The 19,953-nt window shown below is 71.8% G+C and carries 18 protein-coding genes; 9 read left to right on the top strand and 9 right to left on the bottom strand.

The features are described 5' to 3' along the window. Positions 1-22: 22 nt before the first annotated feature. Positions 23-1,000 carry a WD40 repeat domain-containing protein gene (locus I3F54_RS02300; protein WP_240116843.1) on the bottom strand — a complete coding sequence of 326 codons (978 nt, stop codon included), beginning with the start codon at positions 998-1,000 and terminating at the stop codon, positions 23-25. Between the two features lie 186 nt (positions 1,001-1,186). Between I3F54_RS02300 and I3F54_RS02295 the strand changes: the two genes are divergently transcribed. Next, complete coding sequence (locus I3F54_RS02295; protein WP_240116842.1) at positions 1,187-1,861, top strand: SGNH/GDSL hydrolase family protein; 675 nt, start codon at positions 1,187-1,189, stop codon at positions 1,859-1,861. Positions 1,862-1,943: 82 nt separating this feature from the next. Here the strand turns inward: I3F54_RS02295 and I3F54_RS02290 are convergent, their stop codons facing one another. After that, positions 1,944-2,357 (bottom strand): hypothetical protein, encoded by a 414-nt coding sequence (locus tag I3F54_RS02290; protein WP_240116841.1) that lies wholly within the window; start codon positions 2,355-2,357, stop codon positions 1,944-1,946. Between the two features lie 83 nt (positions 2,358-2,440). Between I3F54_RS02290 and I3F54_RS02285 the strand changes: the two genes are divergently transcribed. Next, entirely contained in the window at positions 2,441-3,250 is an 810-nt protein-coding gene (locus I3F54_RS02285; RefSeq protein ID WP_240116840.1) for a helix-turn-helix transcriptional regulator, read from the top strand. Then, positions 3,247-3,507, top strand: a complete 261-nt coding sequence (locus tag I3F54_RS02280; protein WP_240116839.1) for a DUF397 domain-containing protein — start codon at positions 3,247-3,249, stop codon at positions 3,505-3,507. Before I3F54_RS02285 ends, I3F54_RS02280 begins: the two co-directional genes overlap by 4 nt. A gap of 73 nt (positions 3,508-3,580) precedes the next feature. On the opposite strand, the gene I3F54_RS02275 is transcribed toward I3F54_RS02280, so the two are convergent. After that, positions 3,581-4,573 (bottom strand): aldo/keto reductase, encoded by a 993-nt coding sequence (locus I3F54_RS02275; RefSeq protein ID WP_240116838.1) that lies wholly within the window; start codon positions 4,571-4,573, stop codon positions 3,581-3,583. Between the two features lie 484 nt (positions 4,574-5,057). Here I3F54_RS02275 and I3F54_RS02270 point away from each other — a divergent pair, with 484 nt between their 5' ends. Then, positions 5,058-5,459 (top strand): hypothetical protein, encoded by a 402-nt coding sequence (locus I3F54_RS02270; protein WP_240116837.1) that lies wholly within the window; start codon positions 5,058-5,060, stop codon positions 5,457-5,459. 20 nt (positions 5,460-5,479) lie between these two features. Continuing rightward, complete coding sequence (locus I3F54_RS02265) at positions 5,480-5,935, top strand: hypothetical protein (RefSeq protein ID WP_240116836.1); 456 nt, start codon at positions 5,480-5,482, stop codon at positions 5,933-5,935. A gap of 375 nt (positions 5,936-6,310) precedes the next feature. Here the strand turns inward: I3F54_RS02265 and thpR are convergent, their stop codons facing one another. From thpR to I3F54_RS02250, 3 genes are all read right to left on the bottom strand, one after another. Continuing rightward, positions 6,311-6,883, bottom strand: a complete 573-nt coding sequence (gene thpR / locus I3F54_RS02260) for an RNA 2',3'-cyclic phosphodiesterase (protein WP_240116835.1) — start codon at positions 6,881-6,883, stop codon at positions 6,311-6,313. 151 nt (positions 6,884-7,034) lie between these two features. Next, positions 7,035-8,306, bottom strand: a complete 1,272-nt coding sequence (locus I3F54_RS02255) for an MFS transporter (RefSeq protein ID WP_240116834.1) — start codon at positions 8,304-8,306, stop codon at positions 7,035-7,037. A 102-nt stretch (positions 8,307-8,408) separates the two neighbouring features. Next, positions 8,409-8,846: a MarR family winged helix-turn-helix transcriptional regulator gene (locus I3F54_RS02250; protein WP_240116833.1), complete on the bottom strand. Its 438-nt coding sequence runs from the start codon at positions 8,844-8,846 to the stop codon at positions 8,409-8,411. 148 nt (positions 8,847-8,994) lie between these two features. Between I3F54_RS02250 and I3F54_RS02245 the strand changes: the two genes are divergently transcribed. Further along, entirely contained in the window at positions 8,995-9,183 is a 189-nt protein-coding gene (locus I3F54_RS02245) for a BrnA antitoxin family protein (protein ID WP_240116832.1), read from the top strand. A gap of 146 nt (positions 9,184-9,329) precedes the next feature. On the opposite strand, the gene I3F54_RS02240 is transcribed toward I3F54_RS02245, so the two are convergent. Then, positions 9,330-10,781, bottom strand: coding sequence for an NCS2 family permease (locus tag I3F54_RS02240; protein ID WP_240116831.1), 1,452 nt, complete (start codon positions 10,779-10,781; stop codon positions 9,330-9,332). Between the two features lie 165 nt (positions 10,782-10,946). On the opposite strand from I3F54_RS02240, the gene I3F54_RS02235 reads away from it, so the two are divergent. Both I3F54_RS02235 and I3F54_RS02230 read left to right on the top strand, forming a co-directional pair. Next, the gene (locus I3F54_RS02235) at positions 10,947-11,219 is read left to right on the top strand and encodes a DUF2530 domain-containing protein (protein WP_240116830.1); all 273 of its coding nucleotides are present in this window, start codon (positions 10,947-10,949) and stop codon (positions 11,217-11,219) included. Between the two features lie 204 nt (positions 11,220-11,423). Beyond that, complete coding sequence (locus I3F54_RS02230) at positions 11,424-13,820, top strand: HAD-IC family P-type ATPase (RefSeq protein ID WP_240116829.1); 2,397 nt, start codon at positions 11,424-11,426, stop codon at positions 13,818-13,820. Between the two features lie 199 nt (positions 13,821-14,019). On the opposite strand, the gene I3F54_RS02225 is transcribed toward I3F54_RS02230, so the two are convergent. Continuing rightward, entirely contained in the window at positions 14,020-17,169 is a 3,150-nt protein-coding gene (locus I3F54_RS02225) for a sacsin N-terminal ATP-binding-like domain-containing protein (protein WP_240116828.1), read from the bottom strand. Between the two features lie 104 nt (positions 17,170-17,273). Continuing rightward, on the bottom strand, positions 17,274-18,200 hold the full coding sequence (locus tag I3F54_RS02220; RefSeq protein WP_240116827.1) for a DUF3027 domain-containing protein: 927 nt from the start codon (positions 18,198-18,200) through the stop codon (positions 17,274-17,276). A 257-nt stretch (positions 18,201-18,457) separates the two neighbouring features. On the opposite strand from I3F54_RS02220, the gene I3F54_RS02215 reads away from it, so the two are divergent. Then, positions 18,458-19,891: an MFS transporter gene (locus I3F54_RS02215; RefSeq protein WP_240116826.1), complete on the top strand. Its 1,434-nt coding sequence runs from the start codon at positions 18,458-18,460 to the stop codon at positions 19,889-19,891. Positions 19,892-19,953 lie beyond the last annotated feature (62 nt).

Raw genomic sequence — 19,953 nt, 5'->3', positions numbered from 1 at the left:
GCTGCGCGGGACGGGAGGTCCGTCACCCCCGGCGGAAAAGCCTGCGCAGGCCGAACAGGGCCACACACGCGACGGCGACGATGATCGCGCCGTTCCTGAAGCCGTCACCGCCGCCCTCCCCGGCCGACGCGCCACCCGCACCCTCCTGGGCCCGGCGCGAGGCGGTGCCCCCGCCCGGCGCGCCCGGCGCGTCCTCGGCCACCACCCCGCTGTCGGCCCCCTCGCTGCCGTAGAGCAGCTTGCTGCCGTCGGCCGAGTAGGTGACGGACTCGCCCTGCCGTTGCAGCGGCACGTTCAGTCGCTCGATCTTCTTGAGGTCGCCGCCGTTCCAGTCGTAGAGGATCCCGCCGAAGTACCCGCGCACGGCCAGCCGGTCGCCGTCGGGTGACAACGCGGCGTCGGTGGCCCACAGGTCGACGGCGGCGACGGGCCGGAAGATGTTGGCGCCCGACGTCGACAGGCGGGCGGGGCCCTCGTAGAGGTGGCCGCCGTCCTCCTTCTTGTCGACGATGTAGACCCGACCGGTCTTCGGGTGGACGACCAGCGACTCGGCGTCCCGGGGGCCGTCGGAGTACCTCACCACGTACTGGGTGGCGCGCACCGTGGCGTCCCTCAGCTCCTTGGGCTCGGGCAGCTCGTACACCCACACGTACGGCCACCGGCCGCCGAAGTTGTCGCCGATGTCACCGACCCAGATGTGGTTGTCCGGCCCGATGGAGATGGCCTCCACGTCCCGGGGGGAGCCGATGCCGGTGAGGGTCAGGGTGGCGACGGTGCGGCCGGTGGCGCCGTCCACGGCGTAGAGGTACGGGCCGTCGTCGCTGTCGTTGTGCGTCCAGAAGATCCCGGGGTGCAGGCGGGAGGCGGCGAGCCCGCTGGACTCGGTGATGCGGGGGTCCTTCACCGTGAAGCCCTCGTCCCCGTCGGCGGCGGCCGCGGACGGGGCGGAGAGAGCCCCCAGGAGCAGGGCCGAGGTCAGCAGGGCGAAGGGTCGGCGCATGCGTCAAGCCTGCCACTCCGGACGCGGGTTCGGCGGGCGGGGCAGGGTGGGCGCGGCGGCCGGGACAGGACGGATCGTCCGCCGGGGGCGCGGCGGGGCGGGTTCGGCGGCAGGCCGCCGGCGGCGTGGCAGGCCTCACATCCCCCGGCCGGGCCCGATCCTCCGGCGATCCCCCATGATGAGCGGATGCTCAGGTTGATGCCCGTCGGTGACTCGATGACGATCGGCAGCGCGGGCGAACACACATGGCGCTACCGCATGTGGCAGCACCTGTGCGCAACGTACGGCGGCCCCTTCACACTGGTCGGCACCCGCGAGGCACTGCACGACAAGGCCACGGACACCGACTCGTCGTACGCGTACGCCGACCCCGGTTTCCCCCGTTCCCACCTGGCGGGCTGGGGCGAGGGCTGGCTGCACATGGCCGACGTGGTCGAGGACGCCGTGCGCACCTGCCGCGCCGACGTCCTGCTGGTCTCGCTCGGCCTGATCGACCTGGGCTTCTACACCGACCCCGGGCAGACGGCGGACAACGTCCGGCGCTTCGTCGCCGCGGCCCGGACCGCCAACCCGCGGGTGCGGATGGTGATCCTGCCGGTGATCCCCAACATCCGGGCGGAGGCCGACCCGACGTTCGCGGCACACGTGACCCGCTTCAACGAACTCCTCGCCAAGACGATCGCCGACCTCGACGCCCCCGGCTCCCCCCTGCTCGCCGCCTCACCACCGCCGTCGTACGACCTCCACACCGACACCTACGACGGCACCCACCCGAACGCGCTCGGCGAGCACCGGATCGCCGAAGCCTTCGCAACGGCCCTGCACCAGGCATGGGACCTGGGCGGGCCGTACACCGCGTGACCGCGCCCGGGTCGGCTGCGCGGGACCGGGCTGCCGAACCGCCCGCACCCGCCGCGCCCCAGGGCGGCTGCCCCACCCCCGGTCATCCGCCGGTCACCCGGCCCACCACCTCCCTCAGCAGCTCCCCCCGCACGAAGGGCACCGCCGCCGACGGCTCCGACCGCCACACCAGCGGCCAGGTCACCCCCGACAGCGCCGGGACGCCGACGTAGGCACGGCGCCCGTCACCGCGCGTCAGCGTCCGCACCCCCGGCGGCCAGCGGAAGCCGGACGCGGTGTCCGGCGGCAGCAGGAAGTACATGTTCCGCTCGCCCGCGATCTCCTGGACGACCGGCCCGGCGGCGAACCCGGTCGCCAACAGCAGCTCCCAGGCGACCCGTTCACTCACGGCGCCGCGCAGACGTACGGCGTCGAAGTGGATGCCCGCGTGGCGCAGGGCGTGACCGGAGGCGGGGATCCAGGTGGGAATCCAGGGGGCAGCAATTCTCTCGTACATGCCGCAGATGCTTCAGGACGGTCACATACTGTGACCAGGGCTGCGCAAGGTCCGTGCGCGGCTGTGCGGTTGAGGAGGCGGTTGTGCACTTCGGTGATCGGGGGTCGGAGGTCTTCGGAGCGCTGCTCAAACTCCACCGGGAGCGGGCCGGAATGACGCAGGAGGCGCTCGGCCAGCATGTGGGCTACTCCAAGTCACAGGTGGCAATGGTGGAAAGAGGGGAGCGCATCCCGAAGGGGCAGTTCGTCCGCGTGGCCGATCAGGTACTTGGTGCACAAGGTGCACTGCAAGTAGTGGCAGAGAAAGCGTTCGGCACAAGCGGACAACCTCCCTGGACCGAGGACTACCTGGTGGAGGAGAGGAAGGCTGCCGCCCTTCACGTGTACCAGACACACCTGGTCCCCGGGTCGCTGCAGACCGAGGCGTACGCACGGGCGGTCTTCGCCTCGAACCGGTGGCCAACCTTCGACGACGAGGAGGTGGAAAGCCGCGTCGCCTCACGCCTGGGGCGCCAGCAGCTGTTCGAGCGAAAGGTACCGCCACACGTCAGCTACGTCATGGAAGAGAGCACACTGACCCGCCCGTTGGGCGGCAAAGCCACTCTCAAGGAACAGTTGGACCGCATCCTGGCCATCGGGCGGCTACGGCACGTCGAGATCCAAGTCATGCCGCACAAACGGGAGGTGCACGCCGGGCTCAATGGCAGCATGATCCTGCTGGAGACCGTCGAGCGATGTCAGCTCGCCTACGTCGAGGGGCACCGTGGCGGGTACTTCGTCAGTGAACAGCCTGATCTGGCAGACCTGTTCGGCAAATATGGCACCCTGCGAGCGCAGGCCCTCACCCCGGAGGAGTCCGCAAGGCTGATCGAAGAGGTGGCAGAGAAGCTATGAGCACGGACATCGTCTGGTTCAAGAGCAGCTACAGCGACAGCGAGGGCGAATGCGTTGATATCGCGCTGGAATGGTCCAAGAGCAGCCACAGCGGCAGCGAGGGCGAATGCCTGGAGATAGCCCTCTCCCGCACCGCCCTCCACATCCGCGACTCCAAGACCCCCACCGCCCGCACCATCGCCGTCAGCCCCGCTGCCTGGTCCGCCTTCCTCCCGCGCGTCCGTGCCACAGGGGACGCCGCTCCCGCTTCCGGCTGACCGGCGCCCGGAGGTCGGGAGCCGCCGTCCCGGCGGTGGAGCGGCGGCTGCCCGGGCGCGACGGCCCGACGGCTCACCAGGCGAAGGCCTCCGGGGACGGGCCCGGGCCCGGGAAGATCTCGTCCAGGCCGGCCAGGACCTCGTCGCCCAGCTCCAGACCCACGGCGCGGATCGCCGATTCCAGCTGCTCGACCGTGCGGGGGCCGACGATCGGGCCGGTGACACCGGGCCGGGTCAGCAGCCAGGCGAGGGCGGTCTCGCCGGGTTCGAGGCCGTGCTTGCCGAGGAGGTCCTCGTACGCCTGGATCCGTTCGCGGATCGCGGTGTCGGCGAGGGCGTCAGCGGCACGTCCGCTCGCGCGGCGTCCACCCTCGGCCTCCTTCCTGATCACACCGCCGAGCAGCCCGCCGTGCAACGGCGACCAGGGGATGACGCCGAGCCCGTACTCCTGCGCGGCCGGGATGACCTCCATCTCGGCGCGCCGCTCGGCCAGGTTGTAGAGGCACTGCTCGCTGACGAGGCCGATGGTGCCGCCACGGCGGGCAGCGACCTCGTTGGCCTGGGCGATCTTGTACCCGGGGAAGTTCGAGGAGCCGACGTAGAGGATCTTCCCCTGCTGTACCAGGACGTCGACGGCCTGCCAGATCTCCTCGAAGGGAGTGCGGCGGTCGATGTGATGGAACTGGTAGAGGTCGATGTGGTCGGTCTGCAGCCGCTTGAGGCTCGCGTCGACCGCCCGGCGGATGTTCAGCGCGGAGAGCTTGTCGTGGTTCGGCCACGCCTCCCCGTCCCGGGCCATGTTTCCGTACACCTTGGTGGCGAGGACGACCTTGTCGCGCCGGTCGCCGCCCTTCGCGAACCAGTTCCCGATGATCGTCTCGGTACGGCCCTTGTCCTCGCCCCACCCGTAGACGTTCGCCGTGTCGAAGAAGTTCAGCCCCGCGTCGAGCGCCGCGTCCATGATCGCGTGACTGGTGGCCTCGTCGGTCTGAGGTCCGAAGTTCATCGTGCCGAGGACGAGTCGGCTGACTTTGAGTCCGGTGCGTCCGAGCTGCGTGTACTTCATGAAGCATCAGCCAACGCCTTCGAGCCCGCTCGAAGCAAGCGCGTCCCGCACCCACCCGACGCCGGGCTCGGGAGATGCATCACGACTCTTATCCTCAATTCTCCCTCAGATGATCACTGGAATCATCACCTCCACCACATCTTTGACGTAGGTTCAACGCATCCGACTGCCGAAATGGCAGTCCCCACCGGATAGGCATCGCGTGAACCCACGACTTTGCGCCACCGTTGTCTCCTCAACAACAATCCTGCTGTGCGCAGCCCTGACCGGCCCCGCGCTGGCCGCTGACGAAACGCCCATTCCCTCGACGTCGGTGGTGGACTCGATCGTCAATACCGCACCACCGGAAGAGCCAGAGGAAGAGGTCACAGAAATACCGGACGGTCCTGTCGACGAACCAGCAGACGACCCGACTTATCCGGGCAAGCCTGAGCCGGAGAACTCGCCCGACGCCGTGGACTGCAGCCCAGCTCACGCCGTCTACGTGCCCACCAGCCAGGGGAAGCAGTTCCACCAGGGTGTCGGGCCGACCAACGCCAATTACAACGCCACGTCCAGAACCGCCAGGTCGACCTTCACCTCCGAGGTGACTGGTGAGGTGGGTGTCTCCGTCAGCGGTGATCTGGAGACCTCGGTCAACACCATGCTCGTCAAGATCAAGGCCAAGTTCAACGTCACCGTGTCGGCGAAACTCACGGCCAAGCTGGGTAATTCGATCTCCGTGGACACTCCGTCGCACAAGACCACACACGCCAGGTACGGCGTCTGGCGACTCAAGCACATGGGAAAGAGCTACATGCTCCATCAGAACTGCACGACCTCCCCTGTGCACAAGGTCGTCAGCTACTCCCCCTACCGGGTCGGCTGGTATCTGTGGGAAGGCTGAGGGTCATCACAACAGCAGGTGTGCTGTCCGCCGTCCTCACACTGCCCGGCTGCACCAGCGCCCAGGACGACGCCGCGCACTCCACCCACACGCCCATGCCGGGTGCCTCATCCTCGCCGTCAGGAACCCCGGCATCCGACCGCGCCGAGAACGTTGCCGGGGAGACCGTGGCCAAGGCGCCGGTCCTTCCCGCAGGAGAAGTGGTCGCACAGACAGCGAACGCCAGCGGCAACCAAGAGATGGAAATCCGGGGCGGGATCAAGGCTGGCGCACTATCGGTCCTGGTGAACTGCCAGGGCGAAGGAAAGCTGACCGTCTCAGTGGATCCCGTCGGTCTGAGCTTTCCCCTTGAATGCGTGGACGGGGAGGTCAGCAGCACCTTCAACCAACTGGATCTGAAGACCAACCGCACACACGGAACGGTGAGGGTGAACGCCCCGTCCCGCGTCCGATGGGCAATCACCGTCGGACGGTAGGCGTGCGGAGCCGCAGCGCAGCAGGTGGCTGGCTCCGCCCCGCACCGCTGCGGCTCCGTGCTGCGTCGCCGTGATCAAGCTGTCGGGTGCCCCTGATCAACGAGGGCGCCCCGCCGGGGATCTGCGAGGTTCTCCGGCTTATGGCATCGGTCACGGCGGCCGGTTTCGGCCCGGCCTTGGGCCCGTGCAGATCCTCGCGGGCCTGGGGCCGTGTCGGATGTCGTACCCGGAGGCCCTCGCACGGCAGTCGCCGCCGGGCGGTGCCGGCGGGCGGTCTACCTCCTGACTGCCGCGGCCGCGATCACCACCACGAACATCAGCACGAGCGCGCCGGCCATGATCCGGTTCCGGGTCTTCGGGTCCACGGGAAAAAGCCTAACCGGCGCCACCGAGTGGCCAGCGCGCGACCGCCTCGTAGCGGGGCTGCTCGCCCGGCGTCCCCGAGCGCGGCGGGTGGCTGCGGACCAGGGCCAGGTCGCGCACCGTCCAGGCGCGGCCGGAGAACTCGCGCAGCACCTCGACATGCGCCCGCACGTCCACCGCGGTGCGGCTGCGTGCGAGCGTCAGGTGAGCCCTGTAGCGGCGGTGCTCCTCCCGTGCCAGGCCCGCCCTGCGCGCCGCGGACTCGGACCGTGAGGCCAGCAGCCGCAGGGCCGCCAGGTCGCCGTCGGCGCCGGCCCACAGCGCCCTGCCGCGCCCGAACTGGCCGCCGCCGCTCAGCGCGAGCGGAAAGGGGCCCGTGCGGTGGGCGGCCCGCTCCAGCCGGGCCGACAGCTCGGAGACGACGACGTCGTCGACCTCACCGTAGAAGGCGAGGGTGACGTGCCAGCCGGGGCGGCCGGTCCAGCGCAGGGCGTCGGCACCGGGGAGCTGCCTCAGCGCGGCCACGGCGGCGGCGAGCTCCTCTACGGCGGCGGCCGGCGGGAGCACGGCGGCGAAGAGTCTCATGACTCGATGGTCCCTCCGTGCGCGCGTGCGTGGGAGCGCCTACCGCTTCTCCGTCTCCTGGTCCCGGGTGGTCCCTCCGTGCGCGCGTGCGTGGGAGGTGTCGCGGCACCCGCGGGGGATCCGGGACAGGATCCGGGTCCCCCGGGAGCCCTCACACCGCCACCGGCTCCTCCCGCCGCTCGCGCGGGACGAAGCGGACGTGCGGGTGGCCGCCGTTCCAGCCGACCGACAGGCGCAGGCCGCCGACCCGGGCCAGGGCGAGGCCGATGCCCGCGGCGGCGAGGACGGAGATCGCGCCGCCGACGGCGAGGCCCGCCCGGACGCCGTAGGCGTCGGTGATCCATCCGGCGATGGGCGCGCCGACCGGCGAGCCGCCCATGAACACCATCATGTACAGGGCCATGACCCGGCCGCGCATGGCCGGGTCGGTCGCCATCTGAACGCTGGTGTTGGCAGTGACGTTGACGGTCATGCCGAACATCCCGATCGGGGCCATGAGCAGGGCGAACAGCCACAGTGACGGGGCAAGGGCGGCGACCGCCTCCAGGGCGCCGAAGGTCATGGCCGCCGCGATCAGGACCCGCATCCGCGCGGTGCCGCGCCGCGCGGCGAGCAGGGCACCGGCGAGGGAGCCGACGGCCATGAGGGTGTTGAAGAGGCTGTAGGTGCCGGCTCCGGCGTGGAAGACGTCGTCGGCGAAGGCGGACAGGTAGACCGGGAAGTTGAAGCCGAACGTGCCGATGAAGCCCACCAGGGTGATCGTCCAGATGAGTTCCGGGCGCCCGGCGACGTAGCGCAGGCCTTCACGCAGCTGTCCCTTTCCGCGCGGGGCGCGGTCGACGACGTGCAGTTCACGGGCCCGCATCAGCAGCAGGCCGGTGATGGGGGCGAGGAAGGACAGGCCGTTGAAGAGGAACGCCCAGCCGGTGCCCACGCCGGTGATCATCAGGCCGGCGACGGCGGGGCCGACGAGGCGGGCGGACTGGAAGTTCGCGGAGTTGAGGCTGACGGCGTTCTGCAGCTGGTCGGGTCCGACCATCTCGGAGACGAAGGACTGGCGGGCCGGGTTGTCGACGACCGTGGCGAGGCCGGCGAGGAACGCGGCGAGGTAGACGTGCCAGACCTGGACGAGCCCGGTGAGGGTCAGTGCGGCCAGCGCCAGGCCCGTGGCGGCCATGGCGGACTGGGTGAACAGCAGCGTGCGGCGCTTGGGCAGGCGGTCGACGAGGACCCCGCCGTAGAGCCCGAACAGGAGCATCGGCAGGAACTGCAGGGCGGTGGTGACACCGACGGCGGTGGCCGAGCCGGTGAGGCTGAGCACCAGCCAGTCCTGGGCGATGCGCTGCATCCAGGTACCGGTGTTGGAGACGACCTGGCCGACGAAGAAGAGGCGGTAGTTCCTGATCTTCAGCGAGCTGAACATCGAGGAGGTGCGGGAGGTGGAGGTAGGGGGGACGGTCGGTGCGGGTGCGGAAGGTGCTCCGGATCCCGGACTCAAAAGGCTTCGCCTCCTAGCGCGACGTACTTACAGGTGTGCGAGCTTCTCCAGGACGGGGGCGGCGGCGCGGAGTTTCTCCCACTCGTCCTCGTCGAGGTCCTCGACCAGGGTGGCCAGGAAGGCGTTCCGCTTGCGGCGGCTCTCGGCGAGCATCACCTCGGCCTGTTCGGTCTTGGTGACGACCTTCTGGCGCCGGTCCTCGGGGTGCGGCTCCAGCTTGACGAGCCCCTTGGATTCGAGCAACGCGACGATGCGGGTCATCGACGGCGGCTGGACGTGCTCCTTGCGGGCGAGTTCACCGGGGGTGGCCTGGCCGCAGAGGGACAGCGTGCCGAGCACCGACATCTCGGTGGGGCTGAGGGACTCGTCGACGCGCTGGTGCTTGAGCCGACGGGACAGCCGCATCACGGCGGAGCGCAGGGAGTTCACGGCGGCAGCGTCGTCGCCATGGGTGAGGTCCGGCATGTTCTTTAACCTAACTCATTACTCTGACTAACGACCACTCGGGGCGGGGGTGATGCCCGTGACGCTGACCACTGACGCATCGCTTCACTCATATGGGTGATCAAAGAGCGGAACGTGACACACCGGCCCGAACGCTGCCGCGACCCTCATGGGCATGGGGACCACTGTGCTCAGCCTGCGGATAGACGGGGAGCTGCTCGAAAGGCTCCGGGACCACGCGGCCAAGAGAGGAATGAGCGTCCAGGACTATGTCGTCCGGACGCTCGTTCGGGATGACTTCGACGAGCGGTTCCAGTCCGCCGTCGAGGAGACGGAGAAGTTCTACGGGGTCACCTGAGGCACGGGGTCACCCCGGGCACGGGCGGCCCCCACACGGGACCACGGGTGCCGGGCGCAGCGGGCGCACCCGCGGCCGCCGCACCCGCCTGACCGTCACGGCAGACCGCCGTCCCCGCCAGACCTCCGCTCCGCCGAGCCTCCGGCTCACAGCAGGCCGAGAGCCGGCATCAGGTAGGAGAAGGCGAACACCGCCGAGACCACGTACATCGCCACCGGGACCTCCCGGGCCCGGCCGGCCGCCAGGCGCAGCACCGTGAAGGTGATGAAGCCCATGCCGATGCCGTTGGTGATCGAGTAGGTGAACGGCATCATCAGCATGGTCACGAACGCCGGTATCGCGAGCGTGTGATCGGCCCAGTCGATCTCCTTGACCGAACCGGCCAGGATCAGGAAGCCGACCGCGACCAGGGCGGGGGTGGCCGCCTGGGACGGGACCATCGTGGCGACGGGCGTCAGGAACAGGGCCGCACCGAACAGCGCGCCGGTGACCACGTTGGCGAAACCGGTGCGCGCGCCCTCGCCGACACCCGCCGTGGACTCCACGAAGCAGGTGGTGGCCGAGGAGGAGCTGGCACCGCCCGCGGCGACGGCGAAACCGTCGACGAACAGGACCTTGTTGATGCCGGGCATATGACCCTGGGCATCGGTGAGCTCGGCCTCGTCGGAGACGCCCATGATCGTGCCCATGGCGTCGAAGAAGCAGGAGAGCAGGACGGTGAACACGAACAGGAAGCCGGTCAGCACACCGACCTTGCCGAAGCCGCCGAACAGGCTGACCTGCCCGACCAGGCCGAAGTCGGGCGTGGCGACCGGGTTGCCGGGCCAGTGGGGCGTCGTCAGGCCCCAGGAGGGCACCGTCGCCACGGCGTCGATGATCGCCGCGAGGACCGTCATCGTGACGATCGAGATGAGGATCCCCCCGGACACCTTGCGCACGATGAGCGCCAGCGTGAGCAGGACACCGAGCACGAAGACGAGCACCGGCCAGCCGTTGAGGTGACCGTCGCCGCCGAGCTGGAGCGGGACCGTGGTGTGAGCGGCGTCCGGGATGCGGCTGACGAAGCCGGAGTCGACCAGGCCGATCAGCATGATGAACAGGCCGATACCGATCGAGATGGCCTTGCGCAGGCTGAACGGCACGGCGTTCATGACGCGTTCACGCAGGCCGGAGGCGACGAGGAGCATCACGACGAAGCCCGCCAGGATCACCATGCCCATGGCGTCCGGCCAGGACATGCGCGGGGCGAGCTGGAGCGCGACGACCGAGTTCACACCCAGGCCGGCGGCGAGCGCGATCGGTACGTTGCCGATGACGCCCATCAGCAGCGTGGTGAAGGCCGCCGTCAGAGCGGTGGCCGTGACCAGCTGGCCGTTGTCGAGCTGGTGACCGTACATGTCCTTCGCGCTGCCCAGGATGATCGGGTTCAGCACGATGATGTACGCCATCGCGAAGAAGGTGGCGAAGCCGCCCCGGACCTCGCGCGCCAGGGTGCTGCCGCGCTCCGAGATCTTGAAGTAGCGGTCGAGGGCGCCGTGGGCGGGCGCCTTGCCCGGCTGCTCGGGCGCGGGGACCTTGGCGGGGGCCGAGGTGGGCATTGATACGTTCCTACGAACAGAAGTGGACTGAGGCAAAGGGTTTCAGTATGAACATATGGGTTCCTTGATTACCATCTCCGCGCGTAGACCCCTTCGGAGCACGCGTCCCGCCCCGAAGACCCCGGTCGCGGCCCGTCCGGATCCGCCGCCTCGTAAGCTGTGCGCATGGCGAAGTGGACCCCCAAGCACGAGGCGCCGGAGCCCCTGGAGGGCCCCGTGGTCGCCACCATCACCGGCGGCACGATCGTCTGGTTCGTCCTCTTCCTCGTCCAGCTGCCCTTCTACGGCTGGTACGACGACCACGGCCACACCTGGTGGCTGTGGACCTGCCTGGCCGGCGGCGGCCTCGGCCTGATCGGCATCTGGTACGTCCGCAAGCGCGACGCCGCCCTCAAGCGGGCGGCCGCGGCGGCCCGCACGGAGACGACCACCGCCTGAGCGCCCCGGAGGGGCACGGAACACACGGAACACGGGGGACTCTCCCCCGGGCTCCCCCGTGCCGCGACCGGGCCCGGGAGGAACCCGCCCGGTGCACGAGCCCCCACGCGCCTCCTACCGGCGCAGCATTCCCCCTCCTCCCCAAGTCGGATTCTGCGGGTACTCGGCGGGTGAAGCCGCACATCCGCACGTACCGTCGAATGCATGACGCACATCGACGCGGGCGCGGACCTGGACGCCGGGCACCCCCTCCCGGTCCCGTCGGTGCCGGCGGGCGGTCTCACGGCCGCGCAGGTCGCCGAACGGGTGGCACGCGGCGAGGTCAACGACGTCCCGGTGCGCAGCAGCCGGTCCCTCGCCGAGATCGTCCGGGCGAACGTCTTCACCCGGTTCAACGCCATCATCGGCGTGCTGTGGCTGATCATGCTGGTCGTCGCGCCGATCCAGGACAGCCTGTTCGGCTTCGTGATCATCGCGAACACCGGCATCGGCATCGTCCAGGAGTGGCGGGCGAAGAAGACCCTCGACTCCCTCGCCGTGATCGGCGAGGCCCGGCCCACCGTGCGCCGCGCGGGGGTCGCCGTCGCCGTCGCCACCTCCGAGATCGTGCTCGGCGACCTCATCGAGATCGGACCCGGCGACAAGGTCGTGGTCGACGGCAGGTGCGTGGAGGCCGACGGGCTGGAGATCGACGAGTCGCTGCTCACCGGCGAGGCCGACCCGGTCGTCAAACACCCCGGCGACCCCGTCATGTCCGGCAGCTTCGTCGTCGCGGGCGGCGGCGCGTTCCAGGCCACCAAGGTCGGCCGCGAAGCCTACGCCGCCCAGCTCGCCGAGGAGGCGTCCCGGTTCACGCTCGTCCACTCCGAGCTGCGCACCGGCATCTCGACCATCCTCAAGTACGTCACCTGGATGATGGTGCCGACCGCGATCGGCCTCGTCATCAGCCAGCTCGTCGTCAAGGAACACGGTCTGAAGAACTCCGTCGCCCGCACCGTCGGCGGCATCGTCCCCATGGTCCCGGAAGGGCTCGTCCTCCTCACCTCCGTCGCCTTCGCGATAGGGGTCATACGGCTGGGCCGCCGTCAGTGCCTGGTGCAGGAACTGCCCGCCATCGAAGGACTCGCCCGCGTCGACACCGTCTGCCTGGACAAGACCGGCACCCTCACCGAGGGCGGCATGGACGTCACCGGCCTGCGCCTGCTCAAGGACGGCGACGAGGCCGACGTGCGCAAGGCCCTCGGCGCGCTCGGCGAGTCCGACCCCCACCCGAACGCCTCCCTCCGGGCGATCATCGACGCCTACCCCGACAGCGACGAATGGCGCTGCACCGAGTCCCTGCCGTTCTCCTCCGCCCGCAAGTACAGCGGTGCCTCCTTCAGCGAGGGCGACGGCGAGTCCAGCACCTGGCTGCTCGGCGCGCCCGACGTGCTGCTGCCCGCCGATGACCCGGCCCTCGCCGACACCGAGCAGCTCAACCGGCAGGGCCTGCGGGTCCTCCTCCTGGCCCGGGCGGCGCGCGACCTGGACGACCCCGAGGTGGCCCGCGGTGCCCGCCCCTCCGCACTGATCGTCCTGGAACAGCGGCTGCGCCCCGACGCCGCCGACACGCTGCGCTACTTCGCCGAGCAGAACGTCCACGCCAAGGTCATCTCCGGCGACAACGCCGTGTCCGTCTCCGCCGTCGCCGCCAAGGTCGGCCTGACCGGAACGGCCGTGGACGCGCGCCGGCTGCCCACCGACCGGGAGGGCATGGCCCGGGAACTCGACGACGCCACCGTCTTCGGGCGGGTCACCCCGCAGCAGAAGCGGGACATGGTCGGCGCGCTCCAGTCGCGCGGGCACACGGTCGCCATGACCGGGGACGGCGTCAACGACGTCCTCGCGCTGAAGGACGCCGACATCGGTGTCGCCATGGGCTCCGGTTCCGAGGCGACCCGGGCCGTCGCGCAGATCGTGCTCCTCGACAACAGCTTCGCCACCCTGCCGTCGGTGGTCGGCGAGGGCCGGCGGGTCATCGGCAACATCACCCGCGTGGCCACGCTGTTCCTGGTGAAGACGGCGTACTCGGTACTGCTGGCGCTGCTGGTGGTGTTCTGGCAGGTCCCGTACCCGTTCCTGCCCCGGCACCTGACCCTGCTGTCCACCCTCACCATCGGGGTGCCCGCCTTCTTCCTCGCCCTCGCCCCCAACAAGGAACGGGCCCGGCCCCACTTCGTCCGGCGGGTCATGCGGTACGCGATCCCGGGCGGCGTGGTCGCCGGGACCGCCACGTTCGTCACCTACCTGATCGCCCGCCACCACTACACCGGCTCGGGCTCACTGGGCGCCGAGACCAGCGCGGCCACCCTCACCCTGTTCCTGATCTCGATGTGGGTGCTGGCGATCATCGCCCGCCCCTACACCTGGTGGCGGGTGACGCTGGTGGCCACGATGGGCGGCGCGTTCCTTCTCGTCCTCGCCGTACCGTGGCTCCAGCACTTCTTCGCGCTCAAGCTGGTCGGGGTGCAGATGCCGTGGACCGCGGTGGGCATCGCCGTGGCGGGGGCGGTCACCCTGGAGTACCTGTGGCGGTGGGTGGGCCGGCGCTTCCCGACGTGAGCACCGCCCGCGTCCCGGGGTGAGCGCCCCGCCGCGGAGGGCCGGGACCCGGCGGCGGCCGACCGCGGCGCCGGGACGGCCGGTCGCGCGGTTCCCCTCGCCCCTCCCCGGGTGACCGCCCTCGGGGCCCGGGGCCCGGGGCCGTGGGCCGGGCCCCGGGCACGGGAAGCGTGGCGCGCCGGAGGTGTCGGGCGGGGCGTCAGTCGAACCAGCGGTCGCGGGCCAGCTCCCGGGTGCGTGAGGGGTCCTCCAGCAGGGCCGCCACCTCGAAACGGCGCGGCCACTGGCCCGCCGCCCAGGCGAGACCGGCGGCGACGCCCTCCAGGGTGGCCGCGTGCAGGACGCCGTCGTCGGTGAGCCTCCAGTCGATGCCGACGCCGTCGACGACGAGTTCCTCGTGCTCGACGTAGGTGTCCGGCGTGCGCGGGCCGAGCAGCACGCGCACCGCCTCGGGTACGTCGTGCTCGGCGCCCTCGGAGGTGACCTCGCCGGTGACGGACTCGCTCAGCCGGCGCACCTGGAACAGGTCAGCCAGCTCCGCGGCCCGCGACGGGCGGACCGGCAGCAGCGGCACGCCCTCGGTGAACGGCAGCAGGTCCGGCGAGTCGACGACCACCGCGTCGGCCGCGTCCACCACCCGCACCTCGCCGTCGACCACGGCCCGCAGGTCGTCCGGCAGGGTCACCTGCTCGGGGTCCAGCTCGGCCAGCGCACCGTACAGGCCGTGCAGCTGGGCGGCCGTCACCGTGCGCTCCGGGTCGGCGAGGCGGTCCAGCAGCTCGGCCGCGCCGCCCGGCTCGTCCAGCAGGGCCGCCACCGACGTCCGCACGCCCAGCGCCCGCAGCACCTGCTCGTCGCCGAAGCCGGTGGCGTCCGCCTCGTCGTACAGGCCGCGCAGCAGCGGGTCGCCTCCGGCGGCCAGCAGGCCGGCGGGGCGGCGGCCGTCGAGGACCGGGTGCCCGCGCAGCCACCAGGCGGTGTAGGACCGTACGACCTCGTGCGTGCCGTCGGGCAGCAGGATGCGCACGGGCTGCACGACGGCGTCCCGCAGGGGCGGCTGCGACAGCAGCGGGAGCACCCGCGGCCAGTGGTCGTCGTCGACGAGGTCCAGGTCGCGCACGGCGACCAGCTCGGTCGCGACCGGAGGCACGGGGCTGTCGGGGAAGCGGTCGAGGATGTCCTCGCACCACACGTCGACCGCGTCCAGCAGACCGGGGTCGTCGGTCTCGGCGAAGTCGCCCTCGCGCGGCTCCAGTTCGTCCGGGTCGAGGACGACATCGGTGGCGCGGACCAGTGCGAAGCCCGCCAGCACGCCGCAGGCGGCCAGAGGCTGTTCGCCCCACCGGTCGGCCAGCTCGGTGTCCACGCAGGCGAGTTCGCCCTCGCGCATCACCCGGTGGAACGCGCTGCCCGGCAGGACCAGCTCGCCCGCCGGGGCCGGTTCGCCGTCCTCGTCGGGCAGGGCGAGTGCGCCCAGCCAGGGCTCGTCACCGGGCTCCAGGCCCGCGTCACGCACCAGGGCGAGGACGGTGTCGGCGAGTTCCTCGGCGTCGGGGGTGTCCTCGTCCCAGGCGCCGGCGTCGTCGTCGAGGGACGCCGCGACCGCGGCCCGCACCTGCGGCGTGGTCAGCACCGCGCGCGGGGTGGCGGGCAGCGCGCCGAGCTTCTCCAGCAGCGGGTGGACGGCATCCGGATGGGCGACCTTCAGGCCGAGCCGGGCGAGGACACCGAGGTCGGTCCCGGCGCCGTCGGGGGTGGGCAGCAGCACCTGCCGGGGACCGATGGTGGTACGGGCCTGCCCGGTGCCGAACGCCTGCGCGGGCCCCCCGGCGAGCGGTACCGGCAGTCCGGACAGCCGGTCCGGGTCGACTCCGGCGAGGCTGTCGTAGAGCCGCCGCCACCAGGCCGGGTCCTTCTCCAGCCCGGCCAGCCGGTCGACGGCGTCGGTGAGCGGGACACGGGCCACGCCCAGGGTGCGCAGTTCGGCCCGGCGTTCCAGGCCGGCGGGCAGCAGGGTGGGCAGGACCTCGGCGAGGACCCGCACGGTCTCGGCGCCCGCGCCCTCCACGACCTCCGCGTCCCGGGGCCGCAGCGACTCGGGCAGCTCCTCGTGGCCCTCGGCGGGCTCGGCGGCCGGCGGCAGGAAGGACGTGCGCGGGAGACGGTCGAGGATCGCCTGCCGCAGCGCCCCGTCCAGCTCGCCCCGGCCCAGGGCACCGGGGACGAGGTCGAGGGCACCGGCGGTCACCGGCCGCCAGTCGGCGAGGAGGCCGGCATAGGCGTCGGCGGCGCGCTGCACCAGGAAGTCGGTCAGCGGGCCGGCGGCGGCGTGCCGGCGGGTGGAGTCCAGCGGGAAGGACGCGATGAGCAGAGCGGGCACCCCGAGCGGCTCGTCGCTGGGGGTCGGGGCGTGTACGACGGGACTGGTGCGGGGCCGGGCCGGGCCGCCGTCCGCGTCGACGGGCACGGCCCAGGTCAGCGACCAGTGCGGGCGCAGGCGCTCCTCCACCGGCCGGCCGGCCAGCAGGTCGGGCGTGAGCGGGCCGTGCGCGGAGGCGGTGCGCCAGCCCGTGGTGCCGTCTCGGGAGTCCTCGACGACGGTCAGCGCGCCCTCGGTGCGGCGGCTCAGGGTGCGGACCTCGCCGCCCAGGTCGACGACGACCTCGTCGAGGCCGGGCAGGGCGAGCAGGAGGGCGTCGTCGACGGCGGCCAGGAGGCGCTCGACGAGGTCGGCGGCTGCCGCGTCGCGCAGCGGGAGGACGACGACGGTGTCGTAGGGGTCGGGGGCGGTGCCCTCGGCGGCGAACGGCAGACGCAGCAGCGGCACGTGACCGTCGCGGCGGCGGATCTCGTCGCCCAGGCCCGGGCTGTGCCGGGCCGTCTCGTCGGCCAGGTCGCGGGCCTCGGCCAGCGACCAGCGCACACCGCCGTGACGGCCGAGGACCGCGGGTTCGTCGGTGACGGACAGGACCGCGGCGAAGCCGACACCGAAACGTCCCACCGCCTGCTGCGTGGAGTCCCGCTTCGCGGAGGCGCGCAGCGTGGCCAGCGACTCGACGCCTGCCGCGTCCAGCGGGGCCCCGGTGTTCGCGGCGGCCAGGACGCCGTCGCGGAGGGTGAGACGGAAGCGGCCGGGCACGCCGGCGCGGGCGGCGGCGTCGGCGGCGTTCTGCGCGAGTTCCACGACGAGCCGGTCCCGGTATCCGCCGAGGACGAGTTCCTCCTCGGCGTTGGCGTCCTCCCGGAACCGGGCGGGGCTGGTGGCCCAGGCATCCAGTACGCCCCGCCGCAGACGCGCCGTGCCGAAAGGGTCCGCGCCCTCGGCAGCGGGCCGCACGAACTTGCTCACGTTCACTCCACTCCGTCAGAGGTGAGCACGAAGGTACCGCGCCCCTCCCCGCCCTCCGGGAGGTCCGCCCCGAGGGGGCCGGGCGCCCGCCCCCGTCCGCGGCGTCAGGAGTGGCCCAGCTCCGCCGACTCCTCGTCCGCGACGGCCGGTACCGAGCCCGAGTCCGGGGCCGGACGGAGCGGGAAGGGGTCCACCTTCGTCTCGTCGATCACCGGCGCGGCCGGCTGCGGCGGCTTCGGCATGACCGCGGCCTCGGAGTGGCCGCCGCAGCCGTAGGCGAGGGAGACCACCCGGCCGTCGGCCGGGGAGAACTCGTTCGCGCACACCCCGAACGCCTGCCCCAGGGATCCACCGATCGGGTTCAGGAAGCCGCAGCTGACACAGGTCGCGGGAGCCGCCTGCGCCATCGGGGTCTTCGGGCCGTAGGACTCCTCCCAGCGGTCCGCGGCGGTGTGCAGGCCGTACCGGGACAGCACCCGCGCACGGCGCATGCCCAGCTCCTCCGCGACCGCCGCGATCGAGCCGCGCGCGGGCACCGTGGTGAGGCGGGCGGGCGGACCCTGGGTGACCTCGGCGTCCTCGGCCTCGGCCAGTTCCGCCATGTCCTCGGAGACGGCCGACGTCGGAACCGGCTCCTCCCCGCCGGTGAAGCCCGGCTCCAGCCGCAGGTCCTCCGCGTCGGTGGGCAGCAGATCGCCGGGCCCCATGTCACCGGGGCGCAGCCGCTCGCTCCACGGCACCCACTCGGGCGCCAGGACCGCGTCAGGGCCGGGCAGCAGGACGACCTCGTCCAGCGTGACGATCTTGGCGCGGGAGGCGCGGGCCACCGTGACGGCCCAGCGCCAGCCCCGGTAGCCGGGTTCCTTGCACTCGAAGAAGTGCGTGACCACGCGGTCGCCCTCGGAGACCAGGCCCGCATGCTCGCCGACGACGCCGGGTGCGGCCGCCTCCTCGGCTGCGGAGCGGGCGAGGTCGACGGCCTCGGCGCACAGGCGGTCGGGGGTGCGGCTTCGCGTGCTCGCTGCGCTCACAGGTATCGCTTCTCTCCAGTACGCCGTCTTCCGGGTGCGGGTGCCTCCGGCGGCGGGGCCGACGGAGCGGACCGCTGGACCGCTTCGACGTCTGCGCACGCTCGCGCTCGGGCGCACCTCACCATCCATTCTGCGGGATGGCCGAGATACGCACGCTACCTGTTCACCGGCGCTGGGCCTACATCGACGTCGGAAACTGCGGGCCCATACGTGCGCCGAGGGCACTATCGACGCCTCACTCGGGGCACTATGACGAGGTGGCAACCGCGAAGTCCCCCCAAGGAGCCACCGGCACCGGTGGCTCCAAAGGCAGCAAGGGGAGCAGCCGAGGCGGCGGTCCGGGCCGATTCCGGGGGGCCGTCCGCGTGGTCGGGCGTGCCCTGCACTTCCCGGTGACCGGAACCGCACGCGGCATCCGCAGGGCCACACACGCGCACGGCGCCGGCGAGTCGGGGCTGGGCAAGCTGATCGAGCTGCACGGCGTGAACGGCGCCGGCGACGTCATGATCACGGTGGCGCTCGCCTCGACGGTGTTCTTCTCCGTGCCGACCGACGAGGCCCGCGGCCGGGTCGCGCTGTACCTGGCGATCACCATGGCACCGTTCACGGTGCTCGCGCCGGTGATCGGCCCACTCCTGGACCGCCTGCCGCACGGTCGCCGCGCCGCGATGGCCGGTGCGATGCTGGCGCGGGCGCTGCTGGCGCTGGTGCTGTCCGGCGCGGTCGTCTCCGGCAGTCTGGAGCTGTACCCGGCGGCCCTCGGCGTGCTCGTGGCGTCGAAGGCGTACGGCGTGGTCAGAAGCGCCGTCGTGCCCCGGCTGCTGCCACCGAAGATCTCCCTGGTGAAGGCCAACTCGCGGGTCACGCTCGGTGGGCTGCTCGCCACCGGTGTGGCGGCGCCCATCGGGGCCGGGCTCCAGGCGATCGGGCCGCGCTGGCCGCTGTACGGGGCGTTCGTGCTCTTCATCGTGGGGATGTTCCTGTCCTTCTCGCTGCCGCCGAAGGTCGACTCCGCCAAGGGCGAGGACACCGCGCTGCTCGCCGCGGACGAGGGCCATCTGCACGGACCGCACCGGCAGCCGGTGAAACGGCCCGGCCTGAGGACGGTCGGCCCGGCCGTCACCCACGCGCTCGCCGCGAACGCCTCGATCCGCTGCCTGACCGGCTTCCTGATCTTCTTCCTGGCGTTCCTGCTGCGCGAGCATCCGCTGACCGGACAGAGCGCGGCCGTGTCGCTGGGCATGGTCGCGGTCGCCGCGGGCGCCGGCAACGCGCTGGGCACGGCGGTGGGCGCGTGGTTCAGGTCGCGCGCGCCGGAGATCATCATCGTGACGGTGCTGGCCGTGGTGCTGGCCGCGGCGATCACGGCCGCGGTGTTGTTCGGGGCACTCCTGGTGGCGTGCCTCGCGGCGGTCGCCGGGTTCGCACAGGCGCTGGCGAAGCTGTCGCTGGACGCGCTGATCCAGCGCGACGTGCCGGAACAGGTGCGGACCTCGGCGTTCGCGCGGTCGGAGACGCTGCTGCAGATGTCGTGGGTGTTCGGTGGCGCGGTCGGCATCGTGATGCCGCTGAACGGCCCCCTGGGGCTGTCGGTGGGCGCCGCGATCGTGGGGATCGGCTGGCTGACGACCGTGCGCGGGCTGCTGTCCTCGGCACGCCACGGAGGGGCCGCGCGAGCGCGAGTGGCGTAACGAACCGGGCACGCCGCCCCCCGCGTGGTGGGTCCGCGCCGCCTGCCCGATAGCCTTCGGCC

It is taken from the genome of Streptomyces sp. MUM 2J (assembly GCF_022414535.1).
GTDB lineage: Bacteria > Actinomycetota > Actinomycetes > Streptomycetales > Streptomycetaceae > Streptomyces.
Note: the sequence above shows the minus strand (reverse complement) of the source record. Positions and strands in the feature narration are given on the sequence as shown.

Excerpts from the sequence above, each read along its gene's own strand:
- thpR (WP_240116835.1), bottom strand. The coding sequence starts at position 6,883 with ATGAGACTCTTCGCCGCCGTGCTCCCGCCGGCCGCCGCCGTAGAGGAG.
- I3F54_RS02275 (WP_240116838.1), bottom strand. The coding sequence starts at position 4,573 with ATGAAGTACACGCAGCTCGGACGCACCGGACTCAAAGTCAGCCGACTC.
- I3F54_RS02230 (WP_240116829.1), top strand. The coding sequence starts at position 11,424 with ATGACGCACATCGACGCGGGCGCGGACCTGGACGCCGGGCACCCCCTC.
- I3F54_RS02240 (WP_240116831.1), bottom strand. The coding sequence starts at position 10,781 with ATGCCCACCTCGGCCCCCGCCAAGGTCCCCGCGCCCGAGCAGCCGGGC.
- I3F54_RS02295 (WP_240116842.1), top strand. The coding sequence starts at position 1,187 with ATGCTCAGGTTGATGCCCGTCGGTGACTCGATGACGATCGGCAGCGCG.
- I3F54_RS02255 (WP_240116834.1), bottom strand. The coding sequence starts at position 8,306 with ATGTTCAGCTCGCTGAAGATCAGGAACTACCGCCTCTTCTTCGTCGGC.
- I3F54_RS02280 (WP_240116839.1), top strand. The coding sequence starts at position 3,247 with ATGAGCACGGACATCGTCTGGTTCAAGAGCAGCTACAGCGACAGCGAG.
- I3F54_RS02290 (WP_240116841.1), bottom strand. The coding sequence starts at position 2,357 with ATGTACGAGAGAATTGCTGCCCCCTGGATTCCCACCTGGATCCCCGCC.
- I3F54_RS02300 (WP_240116843.1), bottom strand. The coding sequence starts at position 1,000 with ATGCGCCGACCCTTCGCCCTGCTGACCTCGGCCCTGCTCCTGGGGGCT.
- I3F54_RS02235 (WP_240116830.1), top strand. The coding sequence starts at position 10,947 with ATGGCGAAGTGGACCCCCAAGCACGAGGCGCCGGAGCCCCTGGAGGGC.
- I3F54_RS02250 (WP_240116833.1), bottom strand. The coding sequence starts at position 8,846 with ATGCCGGACCTCACCCATGGCGACGACGCTGCCGCCGTGAACTCCCTG.
- I3F54_RS02245 (WP_240116832.1), top strand. The coding sequence starts at position 8,995 with ATGGGCATGGGGACCACTGTGCTCAGCCTGCGGATAGACGGGGAGCTG.